Here is a 21,685-nt window from a genome sequence, read left to right on the forward strand (position 1 = left end):
GGTGTGAGCCCTAAATCGGTGTCAGTGTGATACTCAAACCTATTGAATATCGAATGACCCCATACTATGCAAAAGTGAAGAAAAGTTTAATAGATAGGCTAACATCAGTATTTGTCGCGATCACCTGGATCGTAAAGTTAAAATTACACCTGTGGCACATTAAAATTACGGACCTTTAAATAAAGGCCTGCAGCTTATTTTTATGTGTACATAATTAAATACACCTAACCAATTTTAGTAAAAGCTTGGTCTAAATCACTAATAATGTCGTTAACATCTTCAAGCCCAACCGAGAGTCTGATCAGCCCATCACTTATTCCAGCGGCGGCTCGCTCCTCTGGCGTATAAGGCGAGTGAGTCATAGATGCAGGATGCTGAATCAGTGTTTCAGCGTCGCCGAGGCTTACTGCAAGTGTACAAAGTTTCATACTATCAATAAATTGTGCGCCATCTTGTAGCGTGCCTTTTATTTCAAATGCAATAACACCACCAGCGGCTTTCATTTGGTTGCCAATAAACTTATGACCTGGGTGCGATTTAAGCCCTGGGTAATATACGGTACTTACTTGTGGGTGCGCTTCTAGATATTGCGCTATTGTTTGTGCACTCTGACAATGGCGTTCTATTCTAATGGCGAGTGTTTTTAGGCCTCGATTAATTAGCCATGCATCGTGCGGGCTTATGGTTGCACCAATGTCTTTTAGTACGGTCATTTTAATGTGTGTTATGTGCTCAAGCGATCCACATACAATACCGGCGACTACGTCTCCGTGACCATTTAAATACTTGGTCGCACTGTGCATTATAATGTCGATACCGTATTTTTTTGGTGATTGCAGTAGCGGCGTTAAAAAGGTGTTGTCGACCACACTAATTAAGTTGTGCTCTTTAGCAACTGCGCCAATGAGTGCCAAATCAATAACCGCCATAGTGGGGTTGATTGGCGTTTCTACAAATATCATTTTTGAATTAGGTTTGATGGCATCGCGTAGCTCGTCCTCGTTGGTCATATCAACAAATGTGACTTCAATTCCCCAGCGCGGCAACATGTGCGAGAAAAACGCAAAGGTACAGCCATACAAAGCACTTGAGGCAACGAGGTGATCCCCCTGCGATAAAAAGCTCAGTACTGAGGCAGATACAGCCCCCATACCTGTTGCGGTTGCAGCAGCTGCTTCACAACTCTCTAGTTGAGCAACTTTTTGCTCAAGCTCTGTGGTTGTAGGGTTTCCTAAGCGCGTATAAATATAGCCAGGTTCGTCGCCTGCAAAACGCGCAGCACCTTGTGCGGCGTTTTCAAAATGAAAGGTAGAGGTTTGATACAAAGGAGAAGTAAGTGCGCCGTGCGGGTCGTTTGCTTTTTGTGGTCCGTGAATACACTGGGTGTTTATATGATGCTTGCTCATTGTAGGCTCATTTTTTGATTATTATGTTTTTTGCGATTCAACAATCAAAACGTATGCGCTTACAAACAGCAAGCATGCCGGATGCTCAGATGGCTATTTGTGTAAAAACCGTGCAGCTCATGTTTGTACACAAATATTGCCACTACTTTTTACTGTGTTGGTTCCGCCTTTTTACGGCTCATAATTTTACCTGCGATGCTTTGCACAGTGCCTTTTAACAAGCTGCGCTTGTTTTCAAGCCTTGGTAATGGGCGGCTAAGCTCCATTGCTTTATAACCAATACGCGCTGTAAAAATACCGGCGCTTACGCCCTGCGCAGCCCGACCCGAAAGTTTACCTAGTAGCTCAGCACTTAGTGCAGTTGCAGCAAGGTCAGATACAAGCTCAGCACTGCCTACAAACATTACTTGCCTTATTAGCATGCGGTATAACTTTATACGGCTCGCGTAGCCAAAACCAATGCCATAAATTTTACCAATTTGTTCTATTAACTTAGTACCGCGCCAAAGCACGGCCATCATATCCACCAGTGCAAGTGGGCTTAGGGCAACTAGCAGTGCGGATTCAGTCGCAAAACGATTTATAAGCTTTTTAGCTTTGGTGTCTTGGGTTATTAATAAACTGTTAGCGTACAGCGTCATTATTTCTTTGTCGCTGTGATGCATCGCTACTTGGTTTTTAAAGGTTTCAAAGTTATCAAGCTCCTGGTGTTTATTGAGCTTTTCAAGCCAAGGTAATGCACCGCCTACTTGCTCGCTGTTTAAAAGCCTGTCGGCTTCAACTCGGTGCAATTGGTTTCGCTTTAAACTGCGCAGCATTCGGTACTCTCGCCACAATAAGCGCCCTATTAGCAGCACGCCACTTACAACCGCGGTTAAATAAACGCTGCCTAAAATAATTGATTGCTCGAAAGCAAATACTAACGAGTATGCAAACTCTAAAAGCACCAGTACTATAAAACTAATAGCAAAAACACCTTTAAGCGTTTGCCACTTTGACTTTTTGTACACAGGTTCTAGATCTATTTCGGGCTCTAGTGCTTCATCTTCAAGTTCTTCGTAATCACTTTGTCCGTGCTGAATAATTTTTGCAGGTGCTAAAACGGGTTCGTTTTGCTCAATGCTTTGCGTATCTATGCGACGCCCTGCTTGAAATGGTTGGTTTGACTCACTCATGTTAATTTGTCTCCTAGCAGGTACTGCATGACATGATCTAATCGAATATGTTTTAGTTGTTTATCGGGGCTCGGTATTGGAGAAAACGATAAAAACTCAAATCCCTGTGCTGGCCACTCACTTTTATTAAGCATCCGCGAGGGAGGTTGCGGCGGTAAATACGTAAGCCAATCAGGCTCGTGTAATGGTTTACCGTAAATGCAGTCAAGCGTTTGGCCTTTGTCGGCAATTTGGCGCGGCTGCGTTGCTGTAATTGACGACATAGCCATGGTTTCTATTTTTACACCATCAAACTTTAAATGATTGCTTTGCTCATGCACGAGCGAATCAAGTAGCAGTGCTAAATCTTTATGGTGCTTAGCACTTATATGATCTGACTTATTAGCTGCAAATAATATTTTGTCTATGTTGGGCTTAAATAAACGTTTAAAAAAGCCCGATTCACCATAGTTAAAGTGTGCGAGTAATTGGTTTATTACACTGCTTTGCTCTTGGAGTGTTTCGTGCCCTTCGTTTAGCGCACTAAGTACATCTACAAGTACGATTTGGCGATCAAAGTGCCTAAAATGCTCATTATAAAATGGTTTTACAACTTCTTTTATATAGGCGTTAAAGCGCTTAATTAAATGCGCTAAATTAGAACCCGCAACGACATCGTCACTATTTATTTCACCCGATACCGGAAAAAACAATAACAATGGCGCGCCTTGTAAGTCGCCAGGCATAAGCATACGCCCAGGTTGCAGCATGGCAAGTTTGGTGTCTTTTTTAAGCCCTACTAACATGCTTTGATAAAGCTGAGCAATATGAGCCAGTGCGTTTTCATCTACAGGTGCATTTAAATCAAGTTGCTCAACGGCTGCTAGAAAATCACTTGATGTATTTACGCGCGAAGGCTGAGTTAATAACGGATATTGCTGCTCGCACCATTGAGAATAGCTTTGCTCAAGCATAGGTAAATCAAGGAGCCATTCACCCGGGTAGTCAATAATATCTAAATAAAGCGTTGATTGCGGCGAAAAGTGGCCGCGCAGCCCTGCGTTGCTTTGATACTTTATTGCCAAGCGCAGCGTATTAATCCGCTCAGTTGATGCAGGCCATGTAGGCATCCCATCGCTGGGTAATAATGAATTTAGCGCGCGCGTATAATTAAACGTAGGAACTTTTAACGCCTCTTGCGGCACAACTTTAGTGGCCACATGGCGGTGCTCGCGCATTACATCAAAAAAAGGTAAGTTTTTATCGTCCGCTTGGGTTGTTAAGTGTTTAACAAGCGCGGTAATAAAGGCTGTTTTACCACTACCACTTAGGCCAGTTACGGCAAGTTTTACGTGTTGGTCTAAACTGCGATGAAGGGCTTTTTGTGCTTTGCCTTTAATGCTTTTAAAGGTCTTTTTTGCAAATGATTGGCTCATAAAGTGTCTTGCACCTAATTTGCCGTAATTTATCACGTTGCAAATAAGGTGCTATTAAATCCTTTAAAGTTTGTTAATTTCACGGCTCACCGTAAACTCGCTTGAAGTTACATGGCGCTCCATATCTTGAAGGCGAGTATCTACACGCGTTAAACGCTCTTTTAAATCTTGCAATGCGCGGCGCGGTGGCTCGCCCTTTTGCCATACTTTAAATTTTACTTCTAGCGGATCGTCTGTTTTAGTTGAGCTTTTTGTTTGCGCTGTTGCGGGCTCTTTTTTATCTAAAATAAACCAGGCTGCAATATACGCTACCACAAATAATGGGCCACCCGTTAGCAGTACCGCACTAACAAATATAATGCGAACTAACCATAACTCCATATTAAAGTAGTCACTTAATCCCGCACATACTCCAGCTATTTTACCGCGTTGTGGGTCTCTTAATAATTCGCGTTTGGCACTCATACTTTGCGTCTCCATTGTGGTGACTCTTGATCAAGTAATGCTTCAAGTGTTTCAACTCTGTCTGCCATTTTTTCGGCTTTATGTGCAAGCTCAAGTAACTGGCGATGTTCGTGTTCACTTAAACCTTGGCTTACTTGTTTTTTGCTACGGTAGTGTAAAATTAACCACAGCGGGGCAACAAAAATCATAAACATAACAAATGGAACAATTATTACCTCTGAATCAAACATAATCCTCTCCTGACAATCCGTTTTGATGTTTTTAAGCAGTGGGGCACTTTAAGTACCCCTTTATAAGTTATTTATCAGCTAGCTTCTTTTTAAGTTCGGCTAGCTCATCATCTATCTTTTCATTTTTTTGTAGATTAGCAATTTCGTCCGCTAACGTCTTTTTACCTAAATCGTAAGACTCAATTTGAGATTCTAGTCCATCAATTTTAGTTTCGTAACGTTCAAAGCGATTAAGTGCGTCTTCTACTTTAGAGCTATCAAGCGTCTTTTTCACTTCAAGGCGCGACTCAGCCGAACGCTGGCGAAGTATAATTGCCTTTTGACGAGATTTCGCATCTGCTAGTTTTTCTTGTAGCGTCGTTACTTCTTGTTGTAGTTTCTCGATATGAGACTCTAAATGTTCAAGTTCACTAGTGACTGAAGCAACGGCATCTGCCGACTTTTGCTTTTCAAGTAAGGCTGAACGCGCTAAATCGTCGCGGTCTTTACTTAAAGCCAGTTCGGCTTTATCCTGCCAATCGCTTACCTGCGCTTTAAGCGTATCTAAGCGGCGTACAATTTCTTTTTTCTCAGCCAATGTTTTAGCTGATGTAGAACGTACTTCAACAAGCGTATCTTCCATTTCTTGAATAATCAGACGAACCATTTTTTCTGGGTCTTCTGCTTTATCTAAAATGGCGTTGATATTAGAATTAACAATATCTGCAAAACGTGAAAAAATTCCCATAACATTTACCTCTGTAATTAAAACGTAGTTAGTCTGCTATAACTAGTATCAATATGCTTGCCAACTTTTTAAAAGTTAAAATACACTTTATTTTCATTACGTTAAACTAAATATACAAATTTCTTTAGTTATCCCTAATTATGAAATACACTAACTGTTAGTAAAAATGACCAAGAGTTAGGAAATATGAGCCAATATCGCCAACAGGATAATTTACTCGGCCAATCAGATAGCTTTCTGTCTGTACTCGATCAGGTATCGCAACTGGCTAATCTAGATAAACCGGTACTTATTATTGGTGAACGCGGCACAGGTAAAGAGTTAATAGCAGCACGCTTACACTTTTTATCAAAACGTTGGGATCAAAACTACGTAAAACTTAACTGTGCAGCGCTTAACGAAAACTTACTCGAAAGTGAGTTATTTGGCCACGAAAGCGGTGCTTTTACGGGGGCAAGTAAACGTCACGAAGGTCGTTTTGAACGCGCTAACAGTGGCACACTGTTTTTAGATGAATTAGCTAATACCTCAGCTATGGTACAAGAAAAACTGCTACGCGTTATAGAATACGGCGAGTTTGAACGTGTTGGCGGCAAACAAACTGTAAAAGTAGATACACGCTTAGTGTGTGCGACAAACGAAGACCTCCCTTATTTAGCTGAGCAAGGTGAATTTAGAAGTGACTTACTCGACCGTTTAGCCTTTGATGTAATTACCCTGCCACCACTGCGAGAACGTCAAGACGATATTATGCTTCTTGCTGAGCAGTTTGCGATGAATATGGCACGCGATTTAGAGTGGGAACTGTTTAGCGGTTTTACTCGAAGCGCAACAGAAACACTGCTTAGTTATGATTGGCCTGGTAATATTCGTGAACTTAAAAATGTGGTTGAACGCAGTTTGTATCGCCACGGTAGTGAACATATCCCCGTTCACCAGATTATTTTAGACCCGTTTGATAGCCCATTTAGACCAAAAGCGCGCATAAAAGCACCTATAGCGGCTCAAACTGTTAATGCAGAGCCTATTGCTATCGCGCCACCGATTGCTCAAGCAAGCAGTAATATAGCCGTTGATATTCAATTTCCATGTAGCTTAAAAGAGCGCTCAAACGACTTTGAAATAAACATGATTAATAAAGCGCTCGAACATAGCCAATTTAATCAAAAGAAAACTGCAGAAGTACTTGGTTTAACGTATCATCAATTACGTGGTTATCTTAAAAAATACAACTTGTTGGATCAACAATAGTCAGAGGTTATGCGGGTGCATAAATTATTACTTGTTTTGCTTGCCACCACTTTAGTTGGTTGCCTTGATAGCAAAGAAGAAATCATAGAAGAAAAAAACCAAGGCTTAGTTTATTGCGCTGAAGCTAACCCTGTGTCGTTTAATCCGCAAGTAACGACCACCGGTTCAACTATTGATATAATTGCTAACCAATTATATGACCGTTTAATTAGCATTGACCCTGTTACGGCAGAGTTTCAAAGTGAATTAGCAACCGATTGGAAAATTAGTAAAGATGGTAAATCGGTTACCTTTACCCTGCGTAAAGATGTAAAGTTTCATACAACTTCTTATTTTACGCCGTCGCGTGATTTTAACGCCGACGACGTTATATTCACCTTTAGCCGATTATTCGATGTATACAATCCATACCACTTTGTGGGCGATGCCAATTACCCGTATTTTCAAAGTGTGGGGATCGATCAACTCATTCGTAAAATTGTGCGCGTGTCTGACTACCAAGTGCGCTTTGAGTTATTTAATCCTGAAAGTAGCTTTTTAGCTAATATGGCTACCGATTTTGCTGTGGTACTTTCAAAAGAATACGCCATGGAACTTAAGAAAAACAAGCAAGAAAACTTGTTTGATCAGTATCCTATTGGCACCGGCCCGTATATTTATAAAGAATACCGTCGAGATCACCTTGTACGCTTTTACCGTAATCCACTTTATTGGAAGCACGACGTTGTCCTTGAACAATTAGTTTACGATATAACGCCTAACGGCACTACGCGCATAGCAAAAATGCTGACTAAAGAGTGCGATGTAACGGCTCATCCAAGTAGTGCGCAATTGAGTATTTTAGCGCAACGTGATGATATAAATATTGAAAAAGAAACAAATTTAAACATAGGGTATTGGGCATTTAATACAGAACGTGCCCCGTTCGACGACTTGCGCGTGCGCCAAGCACTTGCGCATGCAATAGATGTAGATAAAATAATGCAGGCGGTTTATTACGGTAATGGTACTCGCGCACAATCTATTTTGCCACCAACCTCTTGGGCGTTTGAGCCGCAAGAAGATATACCTACATTTGATCCAGAACTCGCTAAAAAGTTACTAATTGAAGCAGGCTTGCCTGATGGCTTTGATATGACAATATGGGCTATGCCTGTGAGTCGTATTTATAACCCTAACGCGCGTAAAATGGCTGAGCTTATGCAAAGTGATTTACGCAAAGTGGGCGTTAATGTAAGCATTGTAGAATATGAGTGGAATACGTTTATTCAACGTATTGGCGAGCACAGGCACGACAGTGTATTACTTGGTTGGGCCGCAGATACACCCGATCCTGATAACTTTTTTAGCCCACTGTTGAGCTGTACCGCTACTTTTAGTGGTAAAAATCCAGCAAACTGGTGTAATCCTCAATTTGATCTATTGCTCACTCAAGCACTCGATACGACTGATTTAAACAAACGTAAAAAATACTACGAAGACGCACAAAGCTTAATTATTAAAGAGCTGCCATTATTGCCTATTGCTCATGGCCTGCGTTTTCAAGCAAGTAGCGCAGATGTGGAAGGCATAACACTTGGCCCGTTTGGCGCTATTTCGCTTGCCAATGCGAGGAAAAAATAATGATCTTAGATTATATTTTGCGCCGCCTTGGTTTGTTCTTTTTTATGATACTGATGCTCAGCGTATTTACGTTTTCACTGGCGTATTTATTTCCCGGTGATCCGCTAAGTAATTTAAGTGGCATACCAAGTAGTAACTTTGCACAGCATAGTGAGCTTGAAGACAAATATTTATATAACAGCAATTACTTTATGCAATACATTGCCTTTCTGGGGCGAATATTCCAAGGTGATTGGGGGCTTTCGTTTGCCTCTGGTAATAGTGTATTTAGCCATATTGTTGATTTGCTACCAGCTACTTTAGAACTAAGCGTGTACGCATTAATAGTATCGGTTGTTATTGGTGTACCGACTGGTATTTTAGGCTCTGGCTATCATAAACGTTGGCCCGACAAACTTATAAACTCGACCACTATGGTGGGCTATTCAATGCCTGTATTTTGGCTCGCATTGTTATTAATAATGGTTTTTTCGTTAAAGCTTGGCTGGTTTCCTATGTCAGGCCGAATGGGGCTCCTTTATGAGATACCCGCAAATACTGGGTTTATTTTAATTGATATTGCACTGGCTGGTTTTCCATATAAAGGAATGGCCTTTATTGATGCGCTACGCCATTTAACGCTCCCTACTATTGTACTGGCCATGTATCCGACCACTGTATTAGTGCGCTTTACTCGCGAGTCTATGCTTAAAGTAATGGATCAAAACTTTATTAAAACAGCTAGGGCAAAAGGCCTTAATCGCCGCCAACTTATCATGCACCATGCACTGCGTAATGCATTACTGCCGGTAATTAAGCAAATTGGTTTGCAATTTAGTACGCTAATAACGCTTGCGATGATTACCGAAGTCATTTTTTCGTGGCCGGGTATTGGCCGGTGGTTAATCGATAGTATTTATCAGCGTGACTTTCCAGCAATTCAAGGCGGATTAATGGCAGTATCTTTATTTGTTATTTTAGCCTCTATTACTGCTGAACTTACTTACACTTTATTCGATCCACTCTCGCGGAATCAGGCCCATGGCAAAGTTTAATTTATTTTCTGAAGAGTCGAATAAATCGCCACTTGCGCGATTTTGGCGAAAGTTTAAAAATAACCACCCTGCTTTGGTTGGTTTATGGATATTTATGGCGTTTGCATTATTGGCCGCCACCGCTCCTTTTTTAGCCCCTTATGGTGTAAACCAACAGCATAGTGATGCACTACTTATTCCACCATCGTGGCGAGAAATGGGCGATGTACGCTTTATTTTAGGCACCGATGATTTAGGTCGCGATGTACTCTCGCGCTTAATGAATGGTGCTACGTATACGTTTGGGCTTTCTGTTGTAGCCGCCCTGATCACAACTATTTTTGGTGTATTAGTGGGTACTTTTGCAGGAATTAGCAAAGGACTTCGTTCAAGCTTTTTAAATCACTTACTTGATATAACCCTTTCTATTCCTTCTTTGTTATTAGCAATAATAATAATTGCCATACTCGGCCCGGGTTTAATGAATACCGTATGGGCAATTATTTTAGCGTTACTGCCGCAATTTATTCACTCAGTGCGTAACCTGATTGTTGATGAATTAAGTAAAGATTACATTACCGCGTTTAGGCTCGATGGTGCGTCTAATTGGCATATTATATCGCGTGGTATTTTCCCTAATATTTATGAGCATATTGTGGTTATATTCACGATGGCGCTTTCTACCGCTATATTAGATATTTCAGCACTGGGGTTTTTAAAATTAGGAGCTCAGCCACCGACGACCGAATGGGGCGCAATATTAGCCGAAAACTTAGGCCTTATTTATTTAGCACCTTGGACTGTAGCGCTACCTGGTGTACTGTTATTTTTAGCCGTGTTATCTACTAATTTAGTAGGCGATGGCCTGCGACAAGTGCTAAAAGCACGTAAGGCTGATTAAATGCAATTACTCGATGTTCGTAACTTAACAATTGAACTACGTACCTCTGAAACTGTAATTAGAGCCGTAGACAGAGTGAGCTTTAGCTTAAAAGAAGGCGAAGTACATGCGCTTGTGGGCGAATCGGGCTCTGGTAAAAGCCTAATAGCAAAAGCGATTATTGGTGTATTAAACGAACGCTGGGATATTACGGCCGACCGTATTCATTGGCGCGGCGTAGACTTAATGCGTTTAAGCCCAGAAAAACGCCGTAAGATAGTAAGCCAAGATATAGCGATGATTTATCAAGATCCAAGTCGCTGTCTTGATCCGACCGCTAAAATATTTGATCAAATTGCTGAAACACTCCCAGAGGTCGCAACTAAAGGTTTCTTTTTAAAACGCAACCGCGAGAGAAAAGACAGAGTAAAAGCGCTTATTCATAAAGTGGGTATTAAAAACCACGAAGCGGTACTAAGTAGCTACCCTCACGAGCTCTCAGAAGGCGTATGCCAAAAAGTAATGATTGCAATGGCCATTGCCCGCACTCCAAAGCTATTGATAGCTGATGAGCCAACTACAGCGCTTGAGAGCACAACTCGCGCACAAGTATTTAGGTTATTAAAAAGCTTAAACCAACTTAAAAATATGTCTATTTTAATGATCTCTCATGAGCTTGAAGAGATTGCACATTGGTCGCATGGCATTCATGTTTTATATTGCGGGCAAATGGTTGAAGCAGGCCCAACCCATGAAATATTTAAACAGCCTCGCCATCCTTACACTCAAGCATTATTAAAAAGCTTGCCAGACTACGAACAAGGTTTAGCGCATAAAGAACCTTTTTATGCACTTAAAGGGACTATCCCTACTCTGCAACATTTACCTATTGGCTGTCGCCTCGGGCCGCGTTGCCCGCAAGCACAAAAAGCCTGCGTGGTAACGCCAGCCCTTACTAAGCATCATGGTCATAGTTATGCGTGCCACTTTCCGTTAATTAAGGACATGAAATAATGCAGCCGCTGCTAAAAGTACAAGCACTATCAAAAACATTCAATGTGCGAGCGGGGCTTTTTTCACGTAAAAAGTTTGAAGTACTTAAAAATATTTCGTTTTGTGTTGGTAAAGGCGAAAGTATTGCCATAATTGGTGAAACAGGTGCAGGTAAAAGTACATTAGCAAAACTACTTTCAGGAGCTGATACTGCTGATAGCGGGCAAATTTTACTCGAAAATAATATTATTGAAGATAATGGCGTACGCGATAATCAATGTCGGGATATTCGTATGATTTTTCAAGACTCAGCTGCATCGCTCAACCCAGGGCTAACCATAGGTGAAATGCTTGATGATTGCCTGCAATATAATACAGAGCTTGATGCCAGCGAACGAGCTGAAAAGATTGATGCAACGCTTTCAAAAGTGGGTCTATTAATTGATCATAAACACTACTACCCGCATATGTTTAGTGTGGGGCAACTACAGCGTGTGGCGTTTTCTCGTGCATTAATTTTAGATCCTAAGGTGATTGTGCTCGACGAAGCTGTTTCGTCTTTAGACCCTTCTATACGTGCGCAAATAGTGAATTTATTACTTAAGCTACAGCGCGACACTGGCCTTACGTATGTGATGATCACCCACCATTTAAGCCTAGTGCGCCACATCAGTGATTATGTGGTTGTACTCGACAAAGGCGAAGTGGTTGAATACGGCCCTACTGAAGATGTTTTTCAAAACCCCCAATCAAAAGTAACGCAGCGATTACTGAGCTGCTAAAAGCAGCTTTCTAATCACCAAACTCGACTTCTTTGCAATGTAACCTCGTTTATGAAGGTCTTTGTTAAATGCACAATTTAACAACTAAAACCATAAAGAGGATCTATGCTAAAAAAAACATTACTCACAGGCATTTCATCATTAGCGTTATTGCTGCTATCAACAACTTCAATAGCTGACGAAAACTCTGCCCCTAAAAGTTGGGTTGGTGGCATTGATCATTTAGGTTTAACCGTATCAAACTTAAATGCATCCAAAGCATTTTTTACTGATGTACTTGGTTTTAAAACGCTAGGAAATGACCCTGCCTATCCCGCTTATTTTTTATCAAACAATAAAATAACCATTACATTATGGCGCGTAAAAAATGATGAAAAACGTGTGGAGTTTAATCGAGCAGAAAATGTGGGCTTACACCATTTAGCACTCCGTGTTGAAAGTATCAAAAAGTTAAGCGAGCTACATACACACTTAAAAATGCAAAATAATATTATCATAGAGTTTGCACCAGAAAACTTAGGTAAAGGTCCAACCCAACATATGATGATAAGAGAGCCTAGCGGCAATCGGATTGAGTTTATTGCCAGAGGTAATTAATACCAATCCGCAATAATGCTTAATTAAGCGAATTGGTAATATATCAACTTTGCTCAAGACAATAAAAAAGGCGCTTTAAAAGCGCCTTTCTTTATGAGCTAAAATTAATTATTCAACAGTTTGTGTAGCCGTTGGTAAGTTAAGTTCAGCATTTGCTTTCAGCGCTTCAATAAACACCATGTAGTTTTTATTAGCTTGCGCCATAGTAATGCTTTGTTTTGCTTGAGGATCAATATTAGCTGCAACTTGTGCATCTGTTACCGACTTAAGCGCAACAATTGCTGCATCACCATTATTTAAATTAACAAGCTCAACTATCGCAGAGTCTGCTGGGTGAGCCATTTTGAATGCTTGAGTCACAATAGCAGGTGAAACAGTATAGCTTTGACGTGTTAACTGCGCTTCTTGACGAACAGTTAAGCTTTGCTCGCTCGCTACATCATTTAAGCTCTTACCTGCTTGTACTTCTGCAAATAAGCTACGCGCTTTTTCTTTAGCAAGCTCTGATGATTTTTCATTAACTAAACGCGCTTTAATTTGCTCGCTTACTTCATCCAGCGGTTTAGTAGCAGCAGCTTTATGCTCGTTAATACGAACAATAATTGCATGCTCCTCACCAAGCTCAATAACTTCAGAGTTTACTTTATCTTCAAGTAAATCAACTGATGTTAGTGCTGTTACAACTGCAGGGCTGTTTAACGGCTCCGGAAGAGCATTAAGTGCTAAAAGAGGCGTAGATTTAACTTCCACTTCAGCAACTTCTGCAGCATCGTCTAAGCGGTCTGAAATTTCAAATGCAAGTGCACCCATTTCAGTTTGCTTTTCGTAAAATGCATCTACTTTTTCAGCTTGTTCTAGTTCAGCACGTAAGTCAGCTTTAACATCGTCATACGCTTTAACTTGTTGTGGTTGAATGTCTGTAAGTTTAATTATGTGATAACCAAACTCAGAAGCAACAACCTCAGAAATGTCACCTTTGTTTTGAAGTGCGAAAGTCGCGTCTTCAAATGCAGGGTCCATTACGTCACGTTCTATCCATTCAAGATCGCCGCCCATTTCGCCACTAACGATATCGTCAGATGATGATTCTGCTAACTCAGCAAAGTCTGCACCTTGTTCTAGCTGTGCATGAAGTGCATTGGCTTTTTCTTTTGCTGCGTCATCGTCTTCACTGTTATCAATTAAGATATGTGATACGCGACGCTTTTCTGGCTCAACGTATTGTGCTTTATTTTGCTCGTAATACGCTTTAACGTCATCCTCGGTTACCGATTCAACATTAATATCTGATGCTTTAAGCTCAATATAACTTACTGAGATAAGCTCTGGAGATAAAAATTGTGATGCGTTTAGCTCGTAGTAATCAGACACTTCTTGCTCTGATACTTCTACGTTCGCGGCAAGTGCTTCTTTATTAATAACTAAGTAATCAATGCTTCGAGTTTGCTGCTGCAGAGCGATTGCGCTTTTAAGCTCGCTCTCTAGTGCAAAGTCTGTACCTGCAACAGCAGATACTACCTGACTACGTGTCATATCTTTACGTAAGTATTCACGAAAAGCATCTGGTTGAAAGTTCATTTGACGAATTACTTGTAAGTAACGATCGTTATTAAACTTTTCACCAATTTGAAAGTACGGTAGTTCTAAAATTGTTTTACGTACACTTTCGTCGCTTACGCGAAGGCCTAAATCAGCCGCTAGCTGTGATTGCAATTCTTGTTGTACTAAGCGGTCAACTACACCTTGGCGAATTTGCGCCATGTAATTTGGATCAGCGGCAATTTGTGTAAAGTATTCACCAAATTGTTGCTCTAAACGGCTTCGTTCATTTTGGTAAGCACGGTTAAAATCGGTTTGACTAATTTTAATTCCATTTACTTCAGCAACGGGTTGTTCTGTGGTTTGACCTAAGTAACTACCGATCCCTGCCAAGGCAAAAGATAAAATCACCGCGCCTAAAATTATTTTGGCTACAGGTCCTTGCGAACCTTCTCTGATTTTCTCAAGCATTTGTTTATCTCTTTTTGATCAAGGTATTTTACCTTGTCACATGTAAAAAAAGCGTATCTTACCAGATACGCTTTTTCACTTGAAGTAACTGGCGGTAAAGTTACTTAATTCATCTGTTGTGGTGAATCAGTAACTTTACACTCGCCATAACTAATGTGTTTAAAACAGTGATTAGTTTACTGCGTCTTTAAGCGCTTTACCGGCTTTAAAAGCAGGAATAGTTGCAGCAGCAATTTGGATTGTTTCACCAGTTTGCGGGTTACGGCCTGAACGTGCAGCACGGTCACGTACTGAGAAAGTACCAAAACCAACAAGTGCAACTGAGTCGCCTTCTTTTAGCGCGCCAGATACAGATTCGATGAATGAATCTAGTGCACGACCTGCAGCCGCTTTAGAAATGTCAGCATCAGCTGCGATTTGATCGATTAATTGAGATTTATTCACAATATCATCCTCTTTCATTGTTATTATCAAGAGCGATGGTTTTTTAAACTAACATCACTTTTTTGAAAATTGTAGAGCAAACTTTTAATGCTCACATGATTATATTTTTCTTAAGCCTACGCCCCATAAGGGCTAGGCTTGAAAACCAGTGCTTAACTTATCATACCGTTTAGATTTGAAAAGCCCTAAAAAGCACTTTTTTAGCTTTTTTCTTGGTTTTTAGGTGTTTCGACCGAAAAACTCTCAACAGGATGCACTAAAGCAAGCTTTAATACCTCGTCAATCCAAGTAACTGGGTGAATATCAAGACCTGCCAGCACGTTGTCTGGGATCTCTTTTAAGTCACGTTCGTTAATTTTTGGAATGATGACTGTTTTAATTCCACCACGATGAGCTGCTAATAATTTCTCTTTTAAGCCACCAATAGGAAGTACTTCACCACGTAGCGTAATTTCACCTGTCATTGCGACATCTGCTCGTACAGGGTTACCCGTTAAGCTAGATACAAGACCTGTTACCATTGCTGCACCCGCACTTGGGCCATCTTTTGGTGTTGCGCCTTCAGGTACGTGTACGTGAATATCACGCTTTTCGTAAAAGTCGCTATTTATGCGGAATGTATCTGCACGATTACGTACTACCGTCATAGCCGCCTGAATCGACTCTTGCATTACATCGCCCAGTGAACCGGTATAAGTTAACTTGCCTTTACCTGGTACAGCCGCACATTCGATTGTTAGCAAATCACCGCCAACTTCTGTCCATGCTAAGCCTGTAACTTGACCAATACGGTCACCGTCTTCAGCTTTACCATAATCAAAGCGTTGCACACCTAAAAAGTCTTCTAGGTTATCTTGATTGATAGTCACTGTTTTAGTGTCTTTTTCAAGTAAGATATTTTTAACGGCTTTACGACATAGTTTTGAAATTTCGCGCTCGAGGTTACGTACACCCGCTTCACGTGTGTAGTAACGAATAATGCCAATAATTGCACTATCCTCTATTTCAATTTCAGACTCTTTTAAGCCGTTACGTTTTACTTGTTTAGTAATTAAGTGCTCTTTTGCAATGTTTAGCTTTTCATCTTCGGTGTAACCCGATAAGCGGATAACTTCCATACGGTCCAGTAATGGGCCAGGAATGTTAAAGCTGTTTGATGTTGCTACAAACATAACATCAGATAAATCGTAATCTACTTCAAGATAATGATCAGCAAAATGGCTGTTTTGCTCAGGATCAAGCACTTCCAATAGAGCTGATGCTGGGTCTCCACGCATGTCAGCTGACATTTTATCAATTTCATCTAACAAGAATAATGGATTTTTAACGCCCACTTTTGTCATGTTTTGGATTAACTTACCTGGCATTGAACCGATATATGTACGGCGATGACCACGAATTTCAGCTTCATCACGTACGCCGCCTAATGCCATACGCACATACTTACGACCAGTTGAACGCGCGATAGATTGCCCTAGCGATGTTTTACCAACACCTGGTGGCCCAACTAAACATAAAATTGGCCCTTTAAGCTTATTAGTACGCTGTTGTACCGCGAGGTACTCGATAATGCGTTCTTTTACTTTATCTAAGCCATGGTGATCGCTATCAAGAATTTTTTGCGCGCCCGCTAAATCTTTTTTCACTTTAGAGCGTTTTTTCCAAGGTACGTTAATTAACGTATCAATGTATGAACGCACTACAGTTGCCTCTGCAGACATTGGCGACATCATCTTAAGCTTATTAAGCTCTGTCGTCGCTTTGTCTTGTGCTTCTGTTGGCATACCCGATTCTTCAATGCGCTTTTTAAGTGCTTCAAATTCATCAGGTACATCATCAAGCTCACCCAATTCTTTTTGAATGGCTTTCATTTGCTCATTGAGGTAATACTCGCGCTGTGACTTTTCCATCTGCTTTTTAACGCGGGTACGAATTTTCTTCTCAACTTGCAGTAAGTCTATTTCGCCTTCCATTAATGCCATTAAATATTCAAGACGTTCTGTCACGTTTGAAATTTCTAGCACTTTTTGTTTTTCAGGTACTTTTAATGGCATATGGGCTGCCATTGTATCAGCAAGGCGCGCTGGCTCATCAATACCTGAAACTGAAGTTAGTACTTCAGGAGGAATTTTTTTATTTAGCTTTACATAGCCTTCAAACTGGCTAATTGCGCTACGAATAAAAATTTCTTGTTCTTTCTCGTCTACCGAATCAGATTCAATAAATTGAGCATTAGCTACAAAAAAGTCTTCGTTATCTACAAATTCTTCGATTTGTGCGCGCTGTGTACCTTCTACTAAAACTTTAACTGTACCGTCCGGTAATTTTAATAACTGAAGTACAGTGGCAATAGTGCCGATACGATAAATATCTTCTTGCTCAGGTTCATCTACAGTTGCATCTTTTTGTGCAACCAAGAAAATTTGTTTGTCTTTGTCCATTGCCGCTTCTAGGCATTTTATTGATTTTTCACGGCCTACAAAAAGCGGGATCACCATGTGCGGATATACCACAACATCGCGCAGTGCAAGGACTGGGATTTCGACTCGGTCGGTTCTCTCAAGCGTCATTATAGTTTCTCTTCGCACTTAATTTATTTTAAAGATTACTCAAGTATATGGGGATAACCTAATTAAAGTTCAACAATTTTCCCTTACTCGATTAAATTAATTATAAAAAAAGGAGCCTAAGGCTCCTTTTTTCACTCAAATAGCTTAAAAACTATTCTGATGCAGCTTTATCTTGTTTATTATTTTCATAAATCAAGATTGGGTCTGACTCACCTTTAATAACGGTTTCATCAATAACCACTTTGCTTACGTCATCCATTGAAGGAAGTTCGTACATAGTATCAAGTAAAACACCTTCAACGATTGAACGAAGACCACGTGCACCTGTTTTACGCTCCATTGCTTTGTGGGCAATTGCAGCTAAGGCATCATCACGGAACTCAAGTTCAACGTCTTCCATACCAAACAATACTGAAAACTGTTTAGTAATCGCGTTTTTAGGTTCACTTAGTATTTGCACAAGAGCAGCTTCGTCAAGTTCTGTTAACGTAGCAACTACTGGCAAACGACCTATAAACTCAGGAATTAAGCCGTATTTAACTAAATCTTCTGGTTCTACGTCTTTAAATGTTTCACTTAAAGAACGACTCGCCGCAGACTCTTTTACGCTAACGCCAAAACCAATACCGGTATTTTTGTGGCTACGTTGCTCAATTACTTTATCTAAACCTGAAAATGCGCCACCACAAATAAACAAGATTTTAGAAGTATCTACTTGTAAAAACTCTTGTTGTGGATGTTTACGACCACCTTGCGGTGGAACAGAAGCAACGGTGCCTTCAATCAGTTTAAGTAGCGCCTGTTGAACGCCCTCGCCCGATACATCACGCGTAATTGACGGGTTATCTGATTTACGAGAAATTTTGTCAATTTCATCAATGTAAACAATGCCACGTTGCGCTTTTTCAACATCGTAATCGCACTTTTGTAAAAGCTTTTGAATGATATTTTCAACATCTTCACCTACATAGCCTGCTTCGGTTAATGTAGTGGCATCGGCCATAGTAAACGGCACATCAAGTAGACGCGCTAACGTTTCTGCAAGTAATGTTTTACCACTACCTGTTGGACCGATAAGCAAAATATTACTTTTACTTAACTCAATGTCTTGCTTAGTCGATTGGTTACGTAGGCGTTTATAATGGTTATAAACGGCAACAGACAATACTTTTTTAGCATGATCTTGGCCAATAACATAATCGTCTAAGTGTTTACGAATTTCTTTTGGTACAGGTAGTTTGTCAGACGTATCATGCTTAGGAGCAATGTCTTTGATCTCTTCCCTGATAATATCGTTACACAACTCTACACATTCATCACAAACGTATACTGAAGGGCCTGCAATTAATTTACGCACTTCATGTTGGCTTTTGCCACAAAAAGAGCAGTATAACAATTTATTACTTTTGTCGCCGTCTGTAGGAGTGTCAGACATTCAGCTACCTCATTTTATTACGTTGGCCACCAAAACTTTTGGCGGCTATTTCAATACGCTTTAACTATACCAAAATTTATTAGTTTTCGCATAGTAACTCAAAGTGGCAAACAGGCAATCCTGCTCACCAAGCGCTTACTTTTTATCGCGATTTGTAAAAACTGAGTCTACCAAGCCGTAATCTACAGCTTGCGTGGCACTCATAAAGTTATCACGATCTGTGTCTTTAGAGATAATATCCAATGGTTGGCCTGTATGCTCAGCCATTAAGCGATTAAGCTTAGCTTTAATAGACAGAATTTCTTTAGCGTGTATTTCAAAGTCAGATGCTTGACCTTGGAAACCACCTAATGGTTGGTGAATCATCACACGAGAGTTTGGTAAACAAAAACGTTTACCTTTAGCGCCAGCAGTAAGTAAAAAAGCACCCATGCTTGCAGCTTGACCTACACATATTGTACTTACATCTGGTTTGATGAAGTTCATTGTGTCGTAAATAGCCATACCCGCAGTTACTGAACCACCTGGTGAGTTAATGTATAAAAAGATATCTTTATCAGGATTTTCTGATTCTAAAAATAGCATTTGCGCTAAAATCAGATTTGCCATGTTGTCTTCAACTTGACCTGTTAAAAAGATAATACGCTCTTTTAATAATCTCGAATAAATATCATACGAGCGCTCGCCTTTTGGTGTTTGTTCAACAACCATTGGGACCAATGCATTTAGGGGATCTGTAATACCAGTATTCATACTTATTTAATTCCTTATGCGCTTATACTTATCCTTATTATAAGGAAGCATAGTTATCGTTTTTCGCAAATTTAGAGCCAAAAACTAAAATGGCCCGGGCACGCTGTATAAACAGAGTAGCACGAGCCATTTAATCGTTAGCGAGAGCTTAAGTCAATGACTTATTAAGCACCTTGCTGTGGATTCATGATGTCATCAAATGCTTTTTCAACATCAGTAACAACTGCTTTAGCTAAAATAGCTTCAACAGCTTGCTCTTCCATTGCTACATTACGCATTTGCTGCATAAGTTGATCATTACCTTTGTAGTATTCTACTACTTCAGTTGGATCTTCGTATGCAGAAGCTACCGTTGCAATTAATGCTTCAACTTTAGCGTCATCAACTTTAATCTCGTTAGCTTTAATCACTTCACCTAATAAAAGGCCAGTTTTAACACGTGTTACAGCTTGCTCGTGGAACAATTCAGCAGGAAGCTCTGGCATGTTTTGAGCGTCGCCGCCAAAACGTTGAGCTGCTTGCTGACGTAGAGCATCAACTTCTTGATCAACTAGTGCTTTAGGCACTTCGATTTCGTTGTTAGCTAAAAGACCTTTGATTGCTTGGTCTTTAACGCTTGCTTTAACCGCTTGGTCTAGCTCACGTGTCATGTTCTTTTTAACTTCTTCTTTAAGCGCGTCTACGCCGCCTTCGGTAACACCGAATTTAGTTGCAAACTCTTCGCTTAATTCTGGTAATTCTTGCGCTTCAACTTTTTTCACTGTGATAGTGAATTGAGCCGCTTTACCTTTTAAGTTTTCAGCGTGGTAATCATCAGGGAAAGTTACATCAGCAACTACTTCTTCGCCTGCTTTTTTACCTACGATGTTATCTTCAAAACCTGGGATCATACGACCTTGGCCAAGTTCTAATGGGAAGTCTTCAGCTTTGCCACCTTCAAATACTTCACCGTCGATAGTACCTACGAAATCAACTGTTACACGGTCGTTTTCGCCAGCAGCCGTATCAACATCAGCCCACTCAGCGTGTTGCTTACGAAGTGTTTCTAGCATGTTAGCTAAATCTTCGTCAGTTACTGTTACCGCTGGTTTCTCAACAGTAATTTTATCTAAACCTTGAACTTCAACTTCAGGGTAAACTTCAAACGTTGCTGAGAACTCTAAATCTTTACCTGCTTCAAGTGATTTAGGTGCGAATGTAGGCGCGCCAGCTGGATTGATTTTTTCAGAAACGATTGCTTCGTAAAAATTACGTTGCATTACTTCGCCAGCAACTTCTTGACGAACTGCAGGGCCAAAACGCTTGTTAATTACAGATACTGGAACTTTACCAGCACGGAAACCATCTATACGCTGTGTTTTTGACAGTTGTTGTAGGCGTTTTTTTACTTCGGTCTCAACGTTCTCTGAAGGAACGGTGATAGTTATACGGCGCTCAAGGCCTTGGGTCGTCTCAACAGAAACTTGCATGATTTACCTCAATATTCAATTTTGGCGACTGTTCGCCTTCCTTTACAAACAAAGTGATCTGCATGAGTCTTGATAAAGTTTAAGCGGTTTTTCACACTTAAAAGCATCCGTCGCTACCATGAGATACCATTGCTGCTTTGCCCTTCGGGCACTATGTTAAACAATAGACGCGGCATTATAACCTAATATTTATGATAGTCGAGTATAGGGGGCAATTATTTGGACTAGATAAGGGACTATAGAGACTAACTGAATAAAAAACAGGCTAACTGAGCATTGAATAGAATAAAATACAAATTATTTAATAGAATTAAAGGCTAACGAATTTAGATTTATAACTTAGAGGAGTTTATTTATTATTCTTACTAGATAAGAAAATGGTCGGCGATGCAGGATTTGAACCTGCGACCCCTTGGACCCAAACCAAGTGCGCTACCAAACTGCGCT

At 40.5% G+C, this 21,685-nt stretch carries 19 protein-coding genes; 7 read left to right on the forward strand and 12 right to left on the reverse strand.

The genetic code is table 11. The features are described from left to right. Positions 1–224 precede the first annotated feature (224 nt). The 6 genes from megL to pspA all read right to left on the reverse strand — a co-directional run bounded on the left by megL (position 225) and on the right by pspA (position 5,418). Entirely contained in the window at positions 225–1,406 is a 1,182-nt protein-coding gene (megL, locus tag WNY79_RS13400; RefSeq protein ID WP_342876093.1) for a methionine gamma-lyase, read from the reverse strand. A gap of 149 nt (positions 1,407–1,555) precedes the next feature. Next, entirely contained in the window at positions 1,556–2,581 is a 1,026-nt protein-coding gene (locus WNY79_RS13405) for a TIGR01620 family protein (protein WP_342876094.1), read from the reverse strand. Continuing rightward, the gene (locus tag WNY79_RS13410) at positions 2,578–3,996 is read right to left on the reverse strand and encodes a YcjX family protein (RefSeq protein WP_342876095.1); all 1,419 of its coding nucleotides are present in this window, start codon (positions 3,994–3,996) and stop codon (positions 2,578–2,580) included. Before WNY79_RS13410 ends, WNY79_RS13405 begins: the two co-directional genes overlap by 4 nt. A 63-nt stretch (positions 3,997–4,059) precedes the next feature. Then, complete coding sequence (pspC, locus tag WNY79_RS13415; RefSeq protein WP_024596503.1) at positions 4,060–4,461, reverse strand: envelope stress response membrane protein PspC; 402 nt, start codon at positions 4,459–4,461, stop codon at positions 4,060–4,062. Next, positions 4,458–4,691: an envelope stress response membrane protein PspB gene (gene pspB, locus WNY79_RS13420; RefSeq protein ID WP_076924465.1), complete on the reverse strand. Its 234-nt coding sequence runs from the start codon at positions 4,689–4,691 to the stop codon at positions 4,458–4,460. The genes pspC and pspB overlap by 4 nt, the downstream gene beginning before the upstream one ends. A 67-nt stretch (positions 4,692–4,758) precedes the next feature. Then, positions 4,759–5,418, reverse strand: a complete 660-nt coding sequence (gene pspA / locus WNY79_RS13425) for a phage shock protein PspA (protein WP_342876096.1) — start codon at positions 5,416–5,418, stop codon at positions 4,759–4,761. 186 nt (positions 5,419–5,604) lie between these two features. Here pspA and pspF point away from each other — a divergent pair, with 186 nt between their 5' ends. The 7 genes from pspF (at position 5,605) to WNY79_RS13460 (ending at position 12,557) form a co-directional block, all read left to right on the forward strand. Then, positions 5,605–6,669: a phage shock protein operon transcriptional activator gene (pspF, locus tag WNY79_RS13430; RefSeq protein WP_342876097.1), complete on the forward strand. Its 1,065-nt coding sequence runs from the start codon at positions 5,605–5,607 to the stop codon at positions 6,667–6,669. A gap of 15 nt (positions 6,670–6,684) precedes the next feature. After that, positions 6,685–8,292: an ABC transporter substrate-binding protein gene (locus WNY79_RS13435; protein WP_342876098.1), complete on the forward strand. Its 1,608-nt coding sequence runs from the start codon at positions 6,685–6,687 to the stop codon at positions 8,290–8,292. Next, positions 8,292–9,326 (forward strand): ABC transporter permease, encoded by a 1,035-nt coding sequence (locus tag WNY79_RS13440; RefSeq protein WP_024600106.1) that lies wholly within the window; start codon positions 8,292–8,294, stop codon positions 9,324–9,326. Before WNY79_RS13435 ends, WNY79_RS13440 begins: the two co-directional genes overlap by 1 nt. Further along, complete coding sequence (locus tag WNY79_RS13445; RefSeq protein WP_024600105.1) at positions 9,313–10,206, forward strand: ABC transporter permease subunit; 894 nt, start codon at positions 9,313–9,315, stop codon at positions 10,204–10,206. Before WNY79_RS13440 ends, WNY79_RS13445 begins: the two co-directional genes overlap by 14 nt. Continuing rightward, positions 10,207–11,199 (forward strand): oligopeptide/dipeptide ABC transporter ATP-binding protein, encoded by a 993-nt coding sequence (locus WNY79_RS13450; protein WP_002958338.1) that lies wholly within the window; start codon positions 10,207–10,209, stop codon positions 11,197–11,199. Further along, the gene (locus WNY79_RS13455) at positions 11,199–11,960 is read left to right on the forward strand and encodes an ABC transporter ATP-binding protein (RefSeq protein ID WP_024600104.1); all 762 of its coding nucleotides are present in this window, start codon (positions 11,199–11,201) and stop codon (positions 11,958–11,960) included. The genes WNY79_RS13450 and WNY79_RS13455 overlap by 1 nt, the downstream gene beginning before the upstream one ends. 105 nt (positions 11,961–12,065) lie before the next feature. Then, a complete protein-coding gene (locus WNY79_RS13460) occupies positions 12,066–12,557 on the forward strand; it encodes a VOC family protein (protein WP_342876099.1) in 492 nt (163 codons plus the stop codon). Between the two features lie 108 nt (positions 12,558–12,665). Here WNY79_RS13460 and WNY79_RS13465 read toward each other — a convergent pair whose 3' ends face one another. The 6 genes from WNY79_RS13465 to tig all read right to left on the reverse strand — a co-directional run bounded on the left by WNY79_RS13465 (position 12,666) and on the right by tig (position 21,238). After that, positions 12,666–14,567 carry a SurA N-terminal domain-containing protein gene (locus tag WNY79_RS13465; RefSeq protein WP_342876100.1) on the reverse strand — a complete coding sequence of 634 codons (1,902 nt, stop codon included), beginning with the start codon at positions 14,565–14,567 and terminating at the stop codon, positions 12,666–12,668. Positions 14,568–14,738: 171 nt separating this feature from the next. Continuing rightward, positions 14,739–15,029: an HU family DNA-binding protein gene (locus tag WNY79_RS13470; RefSeq protein ID WP_157823336.1), complete on the reverse strand. Its 291-nt coding sequence runs from the start codon at positions 15,027–15,029 to the stop codon at positions 14,739–14,741. A gap of 182 nt (positions 15,030–15,211) precedes the next feature. After that, positions 15,212–17,581: an endopeptidase La gene (lon, locus tag WNY79_RS13475; RefSeq protein ID WP_024600101.1), complete on the reverse strand. Its 2,370-nt coding sequence runs from the start codon at positions 17,579–17,581 to the stop codon at positions 15,212–15,214. A gap of 151 nt (positions 17,582–17,732) precedes the next feature. Beyond that, complete coding sequence (gene clpX / locus WNY79_RS13480) at positions 17,733–19,016, reverse strand: ATP-dependent protease ATP-binding subunit ClpX (RefSeq protein WP_002958344.1); 1,284 nt, start codon at positions 19,014–19,016, stop codon at positions 17,733–17,735. A 135-nt stretch (positions 19,017–19,151) separates the two neighbouring features. Beyond that, positions 19,152–19,769, reverse strand: a complete 618-nt coding sequence (gene clpP, locus WNY79_RS13485) for an ATP-dependent Clp endopeptidase proteolytic subunit ClpP (protein ID WP_024590978.1) — start codon at positions 19,767–19,769, stop codon at positions 19,152–19,154. 164 nt (positions 19,770–19,933) lie between these two features. After that, on the reverse strand, positions 19,934–21,238 hold the full coding sequence (gene tig, locus WNY79_RS13490; protein WP_024600100.1) for a trigger factor: 1,305 nt from the start codon (positions 21,236–21,238) through the stop codon (positions 19,934–19,936). Between the last annotated feature and the right edge of the window lie 447 nt (positions 21,239–21,685).

Source organism: Pseudoalteromonas sp. AS84 (genome assembly GCF_038900255.1).
Lineage (GTDB): Bacteria > Pseudomonadota > Gammaproteobacteria > Enterobacterales > Alteromonadaceae > Pseudoalteromonas.

Coding starts and splice junctions, on each gene's coding strand:
- megL (WP_342876093.1), bottom strand. CDS start 1,406: ATGAGCAAGCATCATATAAACACCCAGTGTATTCACGGACCACAAAAA.
- WNY79_RS13405 (WP_342876094.1), bottom strand. CDS start 2,581: ATGAGTGAGTCAAACCAACCATTTCAAGCAGGGCGTCGCATAGATACG.
- WNY79_RS13410 (WP_342876095.1), bottom strand. CDS start 3,996: ATGAGCCAATCATTTGCAAAAAAGACCTTTAAAAGCATTAAAGGCAAA.
- pspC (WP_024596503.1), bottom strand. CDS start 4,461: ATGAGTGCCAAACGCGAATTATTAAGAGACCCACAACGCGGTAAAATA.
- pspB (WP_076924465.1), bottom strand. CDS start 4,691: ATGTTTGATTCAGAGGTAATAATTGTTCCATTTGTTATGTTTATGATT.
- pspA (WP_342876096.1), bottom strand. CDS start 5,418: ATGGGAATTTTTTCACGTTTTGCAGATATTGTTAATTCTAATATCAAC.
- pspF (WP_342876097.1), top strand. CDS start 5,605: ATGAGCCAATATCGCCAACAGGATAATTTACTCGGCCAATCAGATAGC.
- WNY79_RS13440 (WP_024600106.1), top strand. CDS start 8,292: ATGATCTTAGATTATATTTTGCGCCGCCTTGGTTTGTTCTTTTTTATG.
- WNY79_RS13445 (WP_024600105.1), top strand. CDS start 9,313: ATGGCAAAGTTTAATTTATTTTCTGAAGAGTCGAATAAATCGCCACTT.
- WNY79_RS13450 (WP_002958338.1), top strand. CDS start 10,207: ATGCAATTACTCGATGTTCGTAACTTAACAATTGAACTACGTACCTCT.
- WNY79_RS13455 (WP_024600104.1), top strand. CDS start 11,199: ATGCAGCCGCTGCTAAAAGTACAAGCACTATCAAAAACATTCAATGTG.
- WNY79_RS13460 (WP_342876099.1), top strand. CDS start 12,066: ATGCTAAAAAAAACATTACTCACAGGCATTTCATCATTAGCGTTATTG.
- WNY79_RS13465 (WP_342876100.1), bottom strand. CDS start 14,567: ATGCTTGAGAAAATCAGAGAAGGTTCGCAAGGACCTGTAGCCAAAATA.
- WNY79_RS13470 (WP_157823336.1), bottom strand. CDS start 15,029: ATGAAAGAGGATGATATTGTGAATAAATCTCAATTAATCGATCAAATC.
- lon (WP_024600101.1), bottom strand. CDS start 17,581: ATGACGCTTGAGAGAACCGACCGAGTCGAAATCCCAGTCCTTGCACTG.
- clpX (WP_002958344.1), bottom strand. CDS start 19,016: ATGTCTGACACTCCTACAGACGGCGACAAAAGTAATAAATTGTTATAC.
- clpP (WP_024590978.1), bottom strand. CDS start 19,769: ATGAATACTGGTATTACAGATCCCCTAAATGCATTGGTCCCAATGGTT.
- tig (WP_024600100.1), bottom strand. CDS start 21,238: ATGCAAGTTTCTGTTGAGACGACCCAAGGCCTTGAGCGCCGTATAACT.